We start from the raw sequence: 14,741 nt of genomic DNA, 5'->3' as shown, positions 1-14,741 counted from the left end.
CGATGAAAGTTCCCGTTATCGTCCTCCCGCAACTGCCATTCGACCCGAATACCGCCGGGCCGTACGAACTCGGTTTCCAGCCCGACGAGTTCTGCCCACCGCAACCCCGGTGTAGTGATCCAGAACCAGCATCACGAATTCGTCGTCTCGGCCGGTCAGAATGCTTGCCCGCTCAGCGACCAGCAGCGCACGGTCACTGTCGGTGATCACCTTTTCGGGTCCACGGTTCAGCTTCTTTCCAGCGCGCTTGCCTCGGCCCCGTCGCCTGCTCGCCGGGTTTGTCTCGATCAGACCTTCCTCGATGGCGTCGCCGAGTGGCGCGCCGGGGCAACCGGCCTGCTGTCCTGGGTAGCGAGGCTCTACGACGCTCGCGTCAAAGCCGTCCGGCAGATCGCCGATCTGTTCGGCGTCTCCGCTCCACCATCTACGGGCACCTCAACAAGCACGCCACTGTGCTCCAGCAGCCGAGGAAGAGCCCGGCCGAAGCGTGAGCCGCAGCCAGCCCCAGCCCCAGCCGACGCCCTCGGCTACTTCGCCCCTGGTGCGCCGATCCTTAACGGCACCCCTACGACCTCGCCGTGCTCCGCATGAGGTATCTGCCGGACGAACAGGACGCGTTCATCACCCGCTGCCGCTCCGTCCTGGCACCCGAGCACACCGCGAGCCGGAGGCGAGACCTTGGCGCCCACCTCACCCGCCAGAGGATCGGATCGGCGATCGTCGACTCCGTCCGCTACTCGCAGCTCTTCACGTGGAACGGCCCTTACCCGCACCCGGAGCACCAGCCAACGGACATCGCACAGACCCTCTCGGGTACCGCTCCGGCTAGTGGCGGAGCCGGTAGTGGAGGAGCACGGTACCGGTCGGGGTGCTTCTCGACCCTTCGAGTTCCAGCGCTCCCGCGGGTACGCCATCGAACAGGCGTCGGCCTGCGCCGGCGAGGTACGGCGTCATCACCAGCCGCAACTCGTCCACGAGCCCTTCGGCCAGAAGAGACTGGGCCAGGGTGACGCTGCCATGGACACCGATGTCACCGCCCGGGGCGTTCCGGATCGGCGCGAGCCGCTCAGCGAGGGGCGCCTGGAGGTCGCCGCCGAGGACCTCGGCTCCAGCCCACGGCGTCCCCAGCGGCCGGGAGGTGACCACCACCTTCCGCACGCCGTTGATGAAACTCGCGAACGGCTCCTCGTTGGCGGTCGGCCAGTGGGAGGCCCAGTCGTCGTAGCCTCGGCGGCCGAGCAGCACGGTGTCCTGGGTGCCGATGACGGTCCCGAGGTGCTCTCTCATGACCTCGTCGAAGTCGTGGACGAACACCGGAGGGTCTTCGACGACACCGTCCGCCGAGATGAACGAGTAGCTGACGATCTTCCGCACGATGATGACCTTCCTGTTCCCGGGCGGGAGCCCACGGTGCCCGGTGTATGGGCTGACCTGGAAAGTTAGCGGGCACGCTCATTCAGGTCTTGTACAGAACCGACAGCGGCTCCCCGTGGGCGTGATCACGCAGGCAGGTGGCGGTCCGCCCCACGTAGCGGTTCAGCGACCGCGCCAGGTGCGGCTGGTCGAAGTATCCGAGCCGGTGGACCACCTCGGGGACCGGCACGCCGTTCTGGACCAGGATCGCGGCGTGTCTCGCACGTTCGATCTGCCGGACGGCACCGCGGGTCAGCCCGGTCATCGAGACGAAACGCCGCTGGACTGTGCGTTCGGACACCTTCGGCGACCCTCCGCCGGACACCGCGGCGACGATCGGGTCACGAACCAGCACGTCCTCGCGCACGAGCCGCCGCACGAACTCCTCGGCGTTGTCGTAGTCGGGCAGGTGCCAGGCCGAGCCCTTCAGCCAGAACGATCCGCGCGTCACATCAGGGAACTCCACGAAACCGTTTACGAGCCGGTTGATCGGAAGATGCGGCATCGTCGTGCCGAGCGAGAAGCCGATGCCGAGAAACGCGGCGTCCTCGGGAACCGGAGCGGCACTGGCTCTGGACTCCGGGCCCCGGACGGCCACATTGACCTGATCGGACTGCTCCCAGAACACCAGGTTCCACCGCGAGGTCGCGATCGACGTCATCCGGTCGACGTCATGGCTGCGGCTCCGCCACACCCGTCCGATGAACGGCGAGTCGGACGCACGATGCTCGATGTCCAGGCCCATCCAGGCCGTACCTTTCCTAGGCGAGTGATTCCTCATGGTAGGCGGGCATCAGCCGATGAGGAGGCCGTGTCCCAGGAAGAAGGCCACGCCGCCGGTGATCCCCAGGAAGACCCAGCGCGACGACACGTCCACCCGGCTCCGGTACCGCACCGCGATCCGGGCTAGCAACGCACCGGGGACGCCCCAGATCAGCACGGTCATCACCAGGTTGAACCAGGCTGTGGCATCGGTGTGCGTCGCGCCCGGACCGGTCTCCTCCACCAAGCCCACCACGACCGTCAGCTTGATCAGGAGTTCGGCGAGCGGGTAGAAGCCATGGCGGAAGCTTCATCAAGACGACCGCAGAGACAACACGCTCGCCCGCTCAACCTGCGGCCATTCGCTGTGCTCGATGCGTTGGCGCACCACGGGACTGCGTTCCTCGCCGCGCGACTCGGCGCACCACGGAGATCACCGGATTCCGCCTACGCAGCTTTGGTACGGCATGCAAACAGGGCCCCGCCGGTGTCGTGCGCCAGGTCCGCCGCCGCGATGGCATCACCCAACGAGGTAGGTCCGTGCCGTGGTCGAGGACCTACAGCCCCCACCTCTCGCCCGAGCAAACGCACGACGCCCTGTCACCTTCAGCAGAAGATTTCAGGTGCCGCGCAGGGCGGGGGGTAGGGCCGCAACCGGTTCGGCTGGGTGAGGAGCGTCGAGAAAGAGGGTGTTCGCCGCGCAGCAGATCGTCAGGGACGGGCCACGTGCATGGCTACGGCCGACGTTCAGCTAGGAGGGTCGGCGACCGCACTTCCTTTCGAAGAGCCGAGACCGCGTACCGTGGGGCCCGGCCTCATCGCCCCCACAAGGGGTCACAACAGACTGGTTCTCCTGTGGCCGCCCCAGGAACCGCGCGCTCATCGTCTGCGAGGGATACGAACGCCCGTCCTCTGCCACTTCGGTAGGGGTCGAGCGCCGACGGGCTTGGTCTGGGCCAGCTTGTTGTAGAGCTCGACGGCCGCAGTCGTTTCCTTGATGTGTACTTCGATCCCGTTGTCTTCTAGGAACTTCAGGGTTTCGGGCATGGTCTGCGGTCGCAGTCTCATACCTCGGGTGAGCACGATCACCGTGCAGCCTTGGTCGAGGAGCTCCTGGACGTCGGCGGGTTGGATGCCCAACGTGACCATCTTTCATAGGCGAGTATGTGATGGAACAAGCCGTCAATACGTCGAGTCCACGGTATGGCGAGCTGGCCGTATGGTGTCTTCATGACGACGCAGACACAAGCGGGGGAACCACTGCGGGGTCGCGACGCACAGCCGCGCCAGCTGATCGTGACGATCTTCGGGTTGTACGCGCGGGCAGAGCGGAACTGGCTGTCGGTCGCGTCCGTGGTCAAGCTGATGGCCGACCTTGGGGTGGACGGTCAGGCGGTGCGCTCGTCCATTTCGCGGCTGAAGCGCCGGGACATGCTGAGCAGCGTGCGGCACGGGGGAGCGGCCGGCTATTCGCTCTCCGAGCCGACACTTGAGTTGCTCGCCGAAGGCGATGCTCGGATCTTCCAACGAACCAGGGCGGTGGTCGAGGACCAGTGGGCTCTGGTCGTGTTCTCGATTCCCGAAGCGGAACGCGACAAGCGCCACGCGCTGCGCGCGACGTTGACCCGGCTCGGGCTCGGTACGGTCTTGCCAGGAGTGTGGATCGCTCCGGGAAACCTCATGCCCGAGGTGCGGCACACTCTGGAACACCGCGACCTCGAGTCTTATGTGGACATTTTCAAGGGTGACCACCTTGCGTTCGGCGACCTCAGGTCGAAGGTCCGGGTCTGGTGGGACTTTGATGAACTCAACGCGCTGTACGCTGACTTTCTACATCGGCACCGGCTGACTCTGCACCGTGTGACCAGCCGCGAGCTGACGCGGTGTCAGGCGTTCGCGCTGTACGTCCCCCTCCTCACCGAGTGGCGGCGCTTGCCGTACCGCGACCCGGGGCTGCCGCTGTCAGTGCTCCCACCGGACTGGAAGGGCGAGTCTGCGGGAAAGCTGTTCGATCAGCTGAACCTGGAGCTCAGCGGGCCAGCGCATGAGCACGCCATGGAGGTGATTCATGGCTGATGACCCCGGCGACGGTCTCTGATACTCAGCCGCACGGCCCTGATGAACTGGCGTGGTAATCGAAGAACAACGCGGGCGCCGGATGGCGCGAGCACTCAACGAGGTCGCCGAGGACTACCCGGGACGCACCAGGCAAAGTCGGCCTCACCCTTTATTTCTGCCCGCAGGGCTTTTCCGCACCTGGAGGTGCAAGCTCCTTCGAAGTGTCGGAGTGACCGTCGGGCCGCCAGGGGCCCATGACGGGGCCGGCGGGCGCACGGTTCTTCGATGAGGCGTCGCCACCGTCGAGAACGACCGGCCGCAACGGCGTTGTGTTGTGGTGCAGTCGGAAGATGTCGAACCGGTTGTAGGCGCCGATGATGTCATGCATCTGCTTGGGCTGGATGCAGCGTGCCAGGTCGATGTCGGCGTAGACGATGCCTTCGTCGTCAACGAGCGATTCGACGACTGGACTGCCGTCCGGGCCGAAGATTCCGGAGAGTGCGCTGCGTGGCCGGCGCATCATTTCCGCGATCTTCGGGTCGTCGGCGGCGGCGACCTCGATCATCTCGTCGGTGATGGTCGAGCAGGCGACGATCGAGAAGAGCTTGCCCTCGAAGGCGTGCGCGGCGCTGCGAATGGCGATGGCCTGCGCCATGTCGTAGTCGGCGGGCGCGACCGGTAGCGAGATGTAGTTCGCGACGTGCACGAGTTCGCCCTGCGCGAGCAGCGAGAACCTGGCCAGTGTGTTGGTGTTCTCGCCGCAGGCGAGCGCACCGAGCGGGCCGACAGCGGAGTCGACGACACGCACCGTGCTGCCGTCACCACCGCCCCAGGTCAGTTTCTCGGCCCAAGTGGGCACGAGCTTGCGATGAACGTTGAGTACGGAACCGTCGCCGCCAATGGTGACGACACTGTTGTACAGCAGGCCGAGGCTATGGCTGCTGCGCTCGTTGACGCCGATCACGACCGTCGTCCCGGTCTCGGCCGCGGCGGCACGGAGCGTGTTCAGGTGTGGTCCAGGGATGTCGATGGACGCCCGGTAAAGGCGCTCGAACCACGGCGACCCGGACACAGGGTTCATCGTCCAGTTCCAGTAGGGATAACCGGGCACGAACACCTCGGGGAACGCGATCAGGGACGCGCCGTGCGCGGCCGCCTCGTTGATCAACGCGACCGCCTTGGCGACCGTCTTGTCCGGGTCCAGGTAGACCGGCGCGGCCTGTACGGCGGCGGCGGTGAAGCGCGGGTAGTCATCCATGGCGCGCGGCTCCTGCTTGTTGAGGGGTCCATCGTTGGTGGACGAGGTCCGGCTCCGGCCGCAACGTGAGCATCGGTCTCGCCCGGCCACCGGTCGGCGGTTTGGCCCGCCCTGGCGCACGCGTCGCCGGCCAGTAGGCGCCTTCGCCGAGGTAGTCGAGGTCCGCGGCGGCGTGCAGTGCCCACGAAGGATCGTGCAGAAACGCACGTCCGATGGCGACGAGGTCGGCTCGCCCGGCAAGCACGATCGAGTTGGCGTCGTCGGAGGTCGAGATGCCGCCGACGGCGATGGTGGGCACTCCGGCGTCCGCGCGAATGCGCGCGGAGAACGGGGTCTGGTAGCCGCGGCCGTACGCGGGCCGTTCGTGCGCTACCACCTCGCCGCTGGAGACATCGAGGATGTCGGCTCCGTGGTCGGCGAACGCGGCGGCGATACGCACCGCGTCGTCGATCGTCGTGCCACCCTCGGCCCAGTCATGCGCGGAGATGCGGACCAGAAGCGGTTTCCGTCTCGGCCATGCCGCTCGGACGGCGTCGAGCACCGTGAGCGGGAACCGCAGCCTGCCCTCGAGCCCCCGATCACGCTGGTTGGTCAACGGTGACAGGAAGGTCGACAGCAGGAACCCGTGCCCGGCCTGGACCTCCAGTACGTCGAACCCGGCCGCGTCGGCTCGCCGTGCCGCGGCCACGAAGTCGGCCACGATCCCGTCCATGTCGTTGCCGGTGAGTTCGCGGGGCGCGGGCAGGCCGGCGTAGGCCACCGGCGACGGAGCGACGGTTCCCCAGCCACCGCCATCCAGCGGTTCGCCGGACGGTGTCGTGGACCCCTTGCGTCCGGAGTGGTTGAGCTGAACGCCGATGAGCGCTCCGCTCTGAGCGTGCACGACGTCGGTGATGCGCCGCCAGGCCGCCGCCTGCTCGTCGGTGTAGAGGCCGGGGCAGGCAGGCGTCACCCGTCCGCCGGCACTCACCGCGGTCATGCCCGTGAGGACGAGGCCAGCGCCCCCGAGCGCGTTCCCCGCCAGATGCAGCAGCTCCGCGTCCCCGGGGACGCCGTCGGTGGCGTCGAAGGTGGCGATCGGGGAGGCCACGATCCGATTGCGCAGCCGCGCGTCCGCCGTCGTGAAGGGCTGGAACAGCGGGGGCGCCGGGTCGTCGTGCCGCACCGGCTGGTGCGCGTGGAACCAGTCGTTCAGGCCAGCGATGTAACTCGGGTCCCGCAGACGGAGGTTGTCGTGGGTGACGCGGCGGCTTCGGGTGAGCAGGTTGAACGCGAACTGCTCTGGTTCCTGACCGACGTGGTGTTCCATCGTCTCGAACCACTCCAGGCTCGCTTGAGCCGCCCGCTGGGTGGACGCCACCGCGGGCTTGCGCGCCGCCTCGTAGCGTTCCAGAGCGGTGACGAGGTCGCCGGGGGTCGCCTCGATCGACGCGGCCAGCGCGAGAGAGTCCTCCATTGCGAGCTTGGTGCCGGAGCCGATGGAGAAGTGCGCCGTGTGCGCCGCGTCACCGAGCAACACGATGTTTCCATTCCGCCATGTCGCGTTGCGCACGGTGGTGAACTGGATCCATTTCGAGTTGTTCGTCAGCAACTCGCTTCCGGCCAGAAAGCTGCCGAGCAGCTGCTCGCAGCGGGCCACACTGTCTGTGTCGCTCACGCCCGGTGGGTAGTCACGCGCGGCGAACTCCGCGAAGCCGGCCCGTTGCCAGGTCCGCTCGTTCATCTCGACGATGAACGTGCTTCGGTCGGTGCTGAACGGATAGGCGTGCACCTGGACCGGGCCGAACTCCGTCTCCTCGACCACGAAGGTGAAGGCCTCAAGCACCTTGTCCGTGGCCAGCCACATGAAACGACAGTTCCGCCCGTCAAGCGAAGGGCGGAACACGTCGGCGTACTTGGCGCGTGTCGGCGAGTTCACCCCGTCGGCGGCGACGACGAGGTCGTAGTCGCGTGAGAGTTCGTCGGCCGCCGGCGCGACCGTGGAGAACCGCTGGTCGACGCCCAACTCCGTACAGCGGTTCTGGAGGATTTCCAGCAGACGCCGACGCGAGATGGCGGCGAAGCCGTGCCCGCCAGAAGTCTGCACGGTGCCTCGATAGCAGATGTCGATATCGGTCCAGCTCGCGAACTCCCGTTTCATCTTGGCGAAGATCACCGGATCCGCGTTCGCGATCCCGTCGAGGGTCTCGTCCGAGAAGACGACGCCGAAACCGAACGTGTCGTCGGCGGCGTTGCGCTCCCAGACGGTGATCTCTCTACTCGGGTCCAGCCGCTTGGCCAGCGCGGCGAAGTACAGCCCGCCGGGACCCCCACCGATGACCGCTAGCCGCATCACAGTCGCACCTCCGCAGCGGTCGCGAACGCGGCGCGCACGTCGTCCGGCCAGGGGGCGGCCGACGTCGAGTCGGGCTCGGCGTGCACGACGACGACGGTTCCGTCCGCCGCGACCCCGGACGGTCCGCGCACCTCGAACTCGAACCGCAACGAGGTCCGGCCGAGCGAGGCGACCCGTACCCGGGTGTGCACGACCTCGCCGAACCACAGCCGGCCTCGGAAGTTCACCTCGTGTCGAACGCGCGGTGTCCGGCCGAACAGCCAGGACAGATCGTGCCGCCGCAGCAGTTCCGCTTCGGCCGATTCGACCCAGCGAATGATCGCGGAGTTGTGCTGGTGGCCCGACGCGTCCGTGTCGGGCCACTCGACCCTGCGCTCAATCGTGACCTCGAGTGTTGCGGGCCCCGGTGTCGCCATCGCTTCCCCTCCGCTTCTTGACAACCAGAATATATAGCGTAACGATGACTATCGTCAAATTTCCCGCATATACCTTCTGGACGAGAGAGCAGGAGCAATGACGACTCACAGTGACGATCAGCTCGGGCGTGCTCGCGTCACCGACACTGACGACCTGCGGGCCTACTACGCGAAGCTGGAGCGGCTCGACGCCGGCGCGTTGTGGACGATCGCGAACAAGATCGAGCCGTGGTACCCGCAGCCGAAATCGGTCCCGATCAAGTGGAGCTATCAGGAGCTGCGCCCGCTGGTGCTCGAAGCGCTCAACCTGGTCAAGGCCGACGATGCCGGCCGCCGGGTCGTCGCGCTCCACAACCCGCTGCTGCGCGACATCGGGGCGGTGGCGGGGCTGCTCTACACCGGTCTCCAGGTGATGGGCCCAGGGGAGTCGATGACCGCCCATCGTCATCAGGCCGCGGCGCTACGTTTCGTCCTGGAGGGCACCGGCGCCTGGACGATCGTCGATGGCCAAAAGCTCAAGGTGGGCCCCAGGGACTTCGCCATCACACCGAACGGAACCTGGCACGAGCACGGCAACGAGGGGACCGACGGGCCGGTCATCTGGCAGGACGGCCTTGACATCCCGCTGGTCAACGCTCTTGACGCGCCCTTCTACGAGGTGCATCCCGACGTCAATCAAAAGCAGCGAGGAGTCGCGAACTCCTCACTGCTCACCTACGGCGCCGGTCAGCTGAGGCCGTTTGGAGACAGCTGGAGCAAGAACCACTCGCCGCTGCTGGCCTACCCCTGGGACTCGACCTACGAAGCGTTGCTGAACGCCGCGAAGGCGAGCGACGGGTCACCCTACGACGGCATCATCATGGAATACAGCAACCCGCTGACTGGCGGTTCCGTGATGCCGACCATGAGCGCGCACATGCAGATGCTGCGCCCCGAGGAGGCCACGCTCGCCCACCGGCAGGTCGGTTCCAAGATCTATACCGTGGCCAAGGGCAGCGGTACGTCGGTCGTGGCCGGAAAGCGTTTCGACTGGACCGAAGGCGACATCTTCTGCGTGCCGTCCTGGGCCTGGCACGAGCACGCCAACGCGAGCCGAACCGACGACGCTTGCCTGTTCTCCTTCAACGACTTTCCCGTCATGCGCTCGCTCGGTTTCTTCCGTGAAGAGGCATACCCCGACAACGACGGCCACCAGCCCACCGCCTGACCGAACGGAGCGTCCATGCTGCTTGTCACCTTTTCCTCCGACGACAACGAAGACCGGCTGGGCGTCCAGCTCGACAACGAGGTCGTCGATGTCGGCGCGCTGGCGAGCGCGCGCCACGCCACCGTCCCCGCCACCCTGCTCGAGGCCGTCCGCATGGGCGGCGACGGCATCGCGGCGCTGCTGTCCGATCCCGTCCCCGGCGCGTTCCGACGCCCGATCAAGGACGTGACGCTGCGCGCACCGCTGCGTCCGGGCAAGGTGATCGGGGTCGGCCTGAACTACACCGAGCACGTCGCCGAATCCGCCCGCACGCTCGACACCGACAAGGAGCTGCCGCAGCGTCCGGTGCTGTTCAGCAAGCCAGCGACGGCGGTGGTGGGTCCCGGCGAACCCATCCAGCACAACGGAGACCTGACCGCGCAACTGGACTGGGAGTGCGAACTCGCGGTCGTCATCGGGCGGACGGCCAAGCGTGTACCGGCCGAGTCGGCGATGCGCCACGTGTTCGGTTACAGCATTGTCAACGACATCAGCGCCCGTGACCAGCGTCGGTCGGGACAGTGGTTCTACTCCAAGGGGCAGGACTCCTTCGCTCCGTTCGGCCCTGCCATCCGTACCGCCGACGACGTCGGCGACCCGTACGCGCTCGAACTCTCCTTGCGGGTCAACGGAGAGGTGAAGCAGAAGTCGAGCACCAAGTACATGCTGTTCCGGATCCCAGAGCTGATCGCCGACATCACCGCCGGGATGACGCTCGAACCCGGTGACGTGATCGCGACCGGTTCACCCGCCGGGGTCGGTGCGAGCTTCACACCGCCGCAGTACCTGAAGCCAGGGGACGTGGTCGAGGCGACCGTCCAGAACATCGGGACCCTGCGCAACCCGGTGGTCGACGCGCGATGAGGCCCTACCGCATCGGTCAGATCGTACCGAGCTCCAACGTCACCATGGAGACCGAGGTGCCGGCGATCTTCCGGGCCCGGGAGACCGTGGCGCCCGAGCGTTTCACCTTCCACTCCAGCCGGATGCGCATGAAGCGGGTGAGCAAGCGGGAACTCGCCGCGATGGACGCCGATTCGGCCCGGTGCGCGGCCGAGCTGTCGGACGCCGACGTGGACGTCCTCGGCTACGCCTGCCTTGTAGCGATCATGAGCGCTGGGTACGGGTACCACGGTGAGTCCGAGCGGACGCTCGCCAAGGTCACCGAGGACAACGGCGCACCGGCGCCCGTGGTGACCAGTGCGGGCGCGCTGGTGTCCGCCCTGCACCTGATGGGCGCGAAATCGATCGCCGTGGTGTGTCCCTACATGCGGCCGCTCACCGAGACCGTTGTCAACTACATCCGCCACGAAGGCGTGGAGGTCGTCGACTACACCGCACTGGAGATCCCGGACAACCTCGATGTCGCCGCACACGATCCGAAGAAGCTCGTGCCGATCGCCCACGCGCTCAACACCGACGACGCCGACGCGATAGTGCTCTCGGCCTGCGTGCAGATGCCCTCGCTCGCCTCGATCGAGATCGTCGAACAGGAACTCGGCAAGCCCGTCCTGTCCGCCTCCATCGCCACGGCCCACCACCTGATGCGCGCGCTCGACCTGCTCGCGTTCGCGCCGGGCGCCGGCACGCTGCTCTCCGGCGCGTATGCCGGCCGACCAACCGCCGAGGACAATCCAGGAGTCCCTGATGCGACTCGCACCTTCCGCCCACGTCGACACCTTCTGTAGGGACAACCTGCCACCGCGGCACCTGTGGCCGCGGTTCCTGTTCGACCTTCCCGAGCTGCGCTACCCCGAGCGCCTCAACTGCGCCGAGCAACTCCTCGACGAGACGATCCGGCGGTTCGGCCCCGACCGGCCATGCCTGCGCACCGACGGTGAGATGTGGACCTACGGCGATCTGGCCCGGCGCAGCAACCAGATCGCCCATGTGCTCACCAAGGACTTCGGCGTCGTGCCCGGCAACCGGGTGTTGCTGCGCGGGCCGAACAATCCCTGGCTCGTCGCCACCTGGTTCGCGGTGCTCAAGATGGGCGCCGTCGCCGTGACCACGATGCCGTTGCTGCGCGCCAAGGAAGTCAGTGAACTCATCGAGCTGACCCGCCCAAGCGTGCTCGTCACCGATCAACGTTACGCGGATGTGCCCGGCGGCGTGGCGGTGCTCCCCTATGGCGGCGACGACCCGGCAGACCTGGTCGCCCGCGCGGCGGCCCAGGACGAGGCGTTCACGTGCGTGGACACGGCCGCGGACGACGTGGCGCTCCTCGCCCCGACCTCGGGGACGACCGGCAAACCCAAGGCCACCATGCACTTCCATCGCGACGTGCTGGCCAACGCGGACACCTTCGCCAAATATGTGCTCAAACCGACTATCGACGACGTGTTCACCGGCACCCCGCCGATCGGGTTCACCTTCGGCCTTGGGGGACTCGTCGTGTTCCCGTTGCGGGTGGGCGCATCAACGCTGCTGTTGGAACGCGCGACGCCGAACGAGCTGGCCGCCGCGATCGAGCGCCACCGGGTCACGGTGTTGTTCACCGCGCCGACGGCGTACAAGGCGATGCTCGCGTCGGAGAACGTCATTGGGCTCAAAGGGTTGCGCCGGTGCGTATCGGCGGGGGAGCACCTTCCCGCGGCCACATGGGAGGAATTCCATCGCGCCACCGGGGTGCGCATCATCAACGGCATCGGCGGCACGGAGTTGCTGCACATCTTCGTCTCGGCCGCGGACGAGGACATCCGACCCGGCTCCACCGGAAAGACGGTGCCCGGTTTCCAGGCCGCGATTCTCGACGAGGAGGGCGTCCCGGTGCCCGATGGCGTCGCGGGCCGGCTCGCCGTACGCGGGCCGACCGGGTGCCGGTACCTCGCCGACGAGCGGCAGGCCCAGTACGTGCAAGGTGGCTGGAACATCACCGGGGACACCTATATCCGTGACGCGGACGGCTACTTCTGGTACCAGGCCCGCAACGACGACATGATCGTCTCTTCCGGGTACAACATCGCGGGGCCGGAGGTGGAGCAGGCCCTGATCGAGCATCCGGACGTGGTGGAGACCGCCGTGATCGGTGCCCCCGACGCCACCCGCGGCATGATCGTGCAGGCGTTCGTGGTCCTTCGCCCCGGAGTCCCGGCCGATGCCGCGAAGGCCACCGAACTCCAGGACTTCGTCAAGGCGACGATCGCGCCGTACAAGTACCCGCGGGCCGTCGAGTTCGTCGCGACGCTGCCGAAGACCCCCAGCGGGAAGATCCAGCGCTACAAGCTGCGGGACGCGGCGACCACATCGCGGAGCCACGACAGCTGATGCCCGGGGGGTGTCCCTATGGGATTCGTCAAGGGTTGAGGTGTTTGGCGAGGTCGTCGAGGCAGGACGTGAAGTCTTGTGGGGTCGCGAGTTCGTAGTGGGTGCTGGTGCTGGCCCCGGTGGTGAGGTCGCCGGTGTCGAGTTCGGCTTCACCGCTGGTCCAGACGGTGAGCTGGGCTTGTTCGCTGGGTTCTCGCAGGTGACCCATGCTGCTGATTTGTCGCGGGTTGGGCCGGAGGTGAGCTGCCATTGGATGCCTGCTGACGCCCAGTTCGGTCCGCGTTCCTGGATGGCGGCCGCGAGGCTGGCCAACCAGGGGGTCGGTGGGGACGTGAAAAAGGTAACGGGGTGGATCTCGGTGATCTGGTCGACAACCCCTACACGTCGACAGCCCATACACCGGGTGTGCGGTGTATGGGCTGTCAGCGCGCCGGCGGCCGACGCCGGAGACAGGACCCGGTGCTAGATCGCGGGTCCCGCCGCCTTTCGCCAGAGGTCGACGAGATGGGGTGCCACCGGGGACTCGGCGGTGTGCGTGCCGAACCGCAGGGTCGGGATCTCGTCGCCGGCCGCCGGTCGCCATGGCGTGCCGCCCGTGGCCGGGTCGCCGTCGCGGACGAACGAGATCAGCCCGGCGTGCAGCCGGTCGGCGAGCGCCTGGTTCGCCGCGGTGTTCATGCCGGCGAGCAACCGACTACCGCCGGTGTGCCAGGTGTCGAGCAAGTCGAACGCGAAGGGAATGTCGATGCAGTGCGCGGCGCCCGCCAGCCCGTCGAAGGCCGGGGATTCGACCGCGAACTCATAGGTCCACACGCGGCGCCCGCGCTCCGCCAGGCGGCGCGCCAGCCCGAGGGCCGGCATGCGGAACAGTTCGTCGGACGTGTAGGCCCGCAGCACCTCGTACGGTGTGCGGCCGCCGTCGCCGTAGACGTCGTAGGCTTCGGGTGCGTGCTCACCGAACGTCTCCCGCATCCGCGCCTCCACCTGCTGCCGGGTGGAATCGATCGCGGCAGGGGCCTGGGCGAGGAAGAAGCCCATCTCGTCGCCCGTCCACCCGATCAGTACATCGATCCCGGCCCGCTCGGCGAACCGCGCCGGCACGTCCTGGACCACCAGGGGGTCGTGCACGGTGGGCATGTATGGCGGCATGACCTTCGCGAAGGGCATGTGCTTCGGCCGCAGCCGTGCTGTCGCGGCGACCAGGGATTCGGCATTGGCGGCGCGCAATCCGTCGCTGTCCAGCGTCTGCGCGTACCGAGCGGTGAACGCGGCCGATTCCGCCTTCTCTCGCGGCCGCAGGCTTCCCGGTGCGCTCAGCAGGACCGCCCTGCGCACCCGTGGCGGGTCAGGCATCCCCAGGAGCGCCATCGTCGACCAGGCCCCGCCCGACTGTCCGCCCAGGACGATCTGGTCGGGGTCGCCGCCGAACGCCGAGATGTTCGCGGCCACCCATTCCAGAGCCCGGCGCTGGTCGGACAACCACAGGTTGCCGCCGGTGGGATCCTCGCCCTCGGCGTAGAGGTAGCCGAACGGCCCGAGACGGTAGTTGATCGCGACCACGACCATGTCTCCGTGCCACGCGAGGTTGGCGCCCGAGTAGATGTCCCACGACCCGGCGCCGCCGATGAACCCGCCGCCATGGATCCAGACCAGGACCGGGCGGCGCCGGTCGTCCGGCCCAGGGGTCCAGACCGTCAGTGTCAGGCAGTCCTCCGCCGCGGAGGCGGTACGGATCTGGTCGCCCATCAAATCCACGACCGGGCCCGAACGCGGCTGGGGGCACACCGGGCCGTCGAGGGTCGCGTCCCGCACCCCGGACCACGCTGGAAACGGTTCTGCGGGCCGCCACCGACGCTCACCCACCGGCGGAGCGGCGTACGGGACGCCGCGGAAGACCGCCAGTTCGTCCTCCCAGGTTCCGCGGAGCGCGCCCGACACGGTGTCGGCGAGCGGCCCGTCTTCATGAACTGTCATGTCAAACCCCTC

General features: G+C 67.5%; 14 protein-coding genes. 5 read left to right on the top strand and 9 right to left on the bottom strand.

All coding sequences use genetic code 11. From position 1 onward, the window contains the following. Window positions 1-825: 825 nt before the first annotated feature. The 4 genes from ABD808_RS25455 to ABD808_RS25440 all read right to left on the bottom strand — a co-directional run bounded on the left by ABD808_RS25455 (window position 826) and on the right by ABD808_RS25440 (window position 3,324). Window positions 826-1,374 (bottom strand): dihydrofolate reductase family protein, encoded by a 549-nt coding sequence (locus ABD808_RS25455; RefSeq protein ID WP_344901033.1) that lies wholly within the window; start codon window positions 1,372-1,374, stop codon window positions 826-828. Between the two features lie 82 nt (window positions 1,375-1,456). Continuing rightward, window positions 1,457-2,158 carry a helix-turn-helix domain-containing protein gene (locus tag ABD808_RS25450; protein WP_344901031.1) on the bottom strand — a complete coding sequence of 234 codons (702 nt, stop codon included), beginning with the start codon at window positions 2,156-2,158 and terminating at the stop codon, window positions 1,457-1,459. Window positions 2,159-2,206: 48 nt separating this feature from the next. Continuing rightward, the gene (locus ABD808_RS25445; protein ID WP_344901029.1) at window positions 2,207-2,431 is read right to left on the bottom strand and encodes a hypothetical protein; all 225 of its coding nucleotides are present in this window, start codon (window positions 2,429-2,431) and stop codon (window positions 2,207-2,209) included. A 623-nt stretch (window positions 2,432-3,054) separates the two neighbouring features. Then, on the bottom strand, window positions 3,055-3,324 hold the full coding sequence (locus ABD808_RS25440; RefSeq protein WP_344901027.1) for an MTH938/NDUFAF3 family protein: 270 nt from the start codon (window positions 3,322-3,324) through the stop codon (window positions 3,055-3,057). Window positions 3,325-3,405: 81 nt separating this feature from the next. Between ABD808_RS25440 and ABD808_RS25435 the strand changes: the two genes are divergently transcribed. After that, window positions 3,406-4,251 carry a PaaX family transcriptional regulator gene (locus tag ABD808_RS25435; RefSeq protein ID WP_344901025.1) on the top strand — a complete coding sequence of 282 codons (846 nt, stop codon included), beginning with the start codon at window positions 3,406-3,408 and terminating at the stop codon, window positions 4,249-4,251. Between the two features lie 151 nt (window positions 4,252-4,402). Here the strand turns inward: ABD808_RS25435 and ABD808_RS25430 are convergent, their stop codons facing one another. The 3 genes from ABD808_RS25430 to ABD808_RS25420 are packed head-to-tail and all read right to left on the bottom strand — an operon-like array spanning window position 4,403 to window position 8,242. Then, window positions 4,403-5,491, bottom strand: a complete 1,089-nt coding sequence (locus ABD808_RS25430) for a carbon-nitrogen hydrolase family protein (protein WP_344901023.1) — start codon at window positions 5,489-5,491, stop codon at window positions 4,403-4,405. Beyond that, a complete protein-coding gene (locus ABD808_RS25425; RefSeq protein WP_344901020.1) occupies window positions 5,484-7,823 on the bottom strand; it encodes an oxidoreductase in 2,340 nt (779 codons plus the stop codon). Before ABD808_RS25425 ends, ABD808_RS25430 begins: the two co-directional genes overlap by 8 nt. Continuing rightward, window positions 7,823-8,242: an acyl-CoA thioesterase gene (locus ABD808_RS25420; RefSeq protein ID WP_344901017.1), complete on the bottom strand. Its 420-nt coding sequence runs from the start codon at window positions 8,240-8,242 to the stop codon at window positions 7,823-7,825. The genes ABD808_RS25425 and ABD808_RS25420 overlap by 1 nt, the downstream gene beginning before the upstream one ends. A 97-nt stretch (window positions 8,243-8,339) precedes the next feature. Here ABD808_RS25420 and ABD808_RS25415 point away from each other — a divergent pair, with 97 nt between their 5' ends. From ABD808_RS25415 to ABD808_RS25400, 4 genes are read left to right on the top strand one after another with little or no spacing between them, the layout of a single operon-like run. Further along, window positions 8,340-9,449, top strand: a complete 1,110-nt coding sequence (locus ABD808_RS25415; protein WP_344901015.1) for a cupin domain-containing protein — start codon at window positions 8,340-8,342, stop codon at window positions 9,447-9,449. Window positions 9,450-9,464: 15 nt separating this feature from the next. After that, window positions 9,465-10,352 (top strand): fumarylacetoacetate hydrolase family protein, encoded by an 888-nt coding sequence (locus tag ABD808_RS25410; RefSeq protein ID WP_344901012.1) that lies wholly within the window; start codon window positions 9,465-9,467, stop codon window positions 10,350-10,352. After that, window positions 10,349-11,176, top strand: a complete 828-nt coding sequence (locus tag ABD808_RS25405) for a maleate cis-trans isomerase family protein (RefSeq protein ID WP_425548980.1) — start codon at window positions 10,349-10,351, stop codon at window positions 11,174-11,176. Before ABD808_RS25410 ends, ABD808_RS25405 begins: the two co-directional genes overlap by 4 nt. Then, on the top strand, window positions 11,136-12,755 hold the full coding sequence (locus ABD808_RS25400; RefSeq protein WP_344901006.1) for an AMP-binding protein: 1,620 nt from the start codon (window positions 11,136-11,138) through the stop codon (window positions 12,753-12,755). Before ABD808_RS25405 ends, ABD808_RS25400 begins: the two co-directional genes overlap by 41 nt. A 28-nt stretch (window positions 12,756-12,783) precedes the next feature. Here ABD808_RS25400 and ABD808_RS25395 read toward each other — a convergent pair whose 3' ends face one another. Both ABD808_RS25395 and ABD808_RS25390 read right to left on the bottom strand, forming a co-directional pair. Then, window positions 12,784-12,963, bottom strand: a complete 180-nt coding sequence (locus ABD808_RS25395; protein WP_344901003.1) for a hypothetical protein — start codon at window positions 12,961-12,963, stop codon at window positions 12,784-12,786. Window positions 12,964-13,217: 254 nt separating this feature from the next. After that, complete coding sequence (locus ABD808_RS25390) at window positions 13,218-14,729, bottom strand: carboxylesterase/lipase family protein (RefSeq protein WP_344901000.1); 1,512 nt, start codon at window positions 14,727-14,729, stop codon at window positions 13,218-13,220. Between the last annotated feature and the right edge of the window lie 12 nt (window positions 14,730-14,741).

This window comes from Actinomadura meridiana (assembly GCF_039537545.1).
GTDB lineage: Bacteria > Actinomycetota > Actinomycetes > Streptosporangiales > Streptosporangiaceae > Spirillospora > Spirillospora meridiana.
This window is presented reverse-complemented; position numbering and strand designations above follow the sequence as displayed.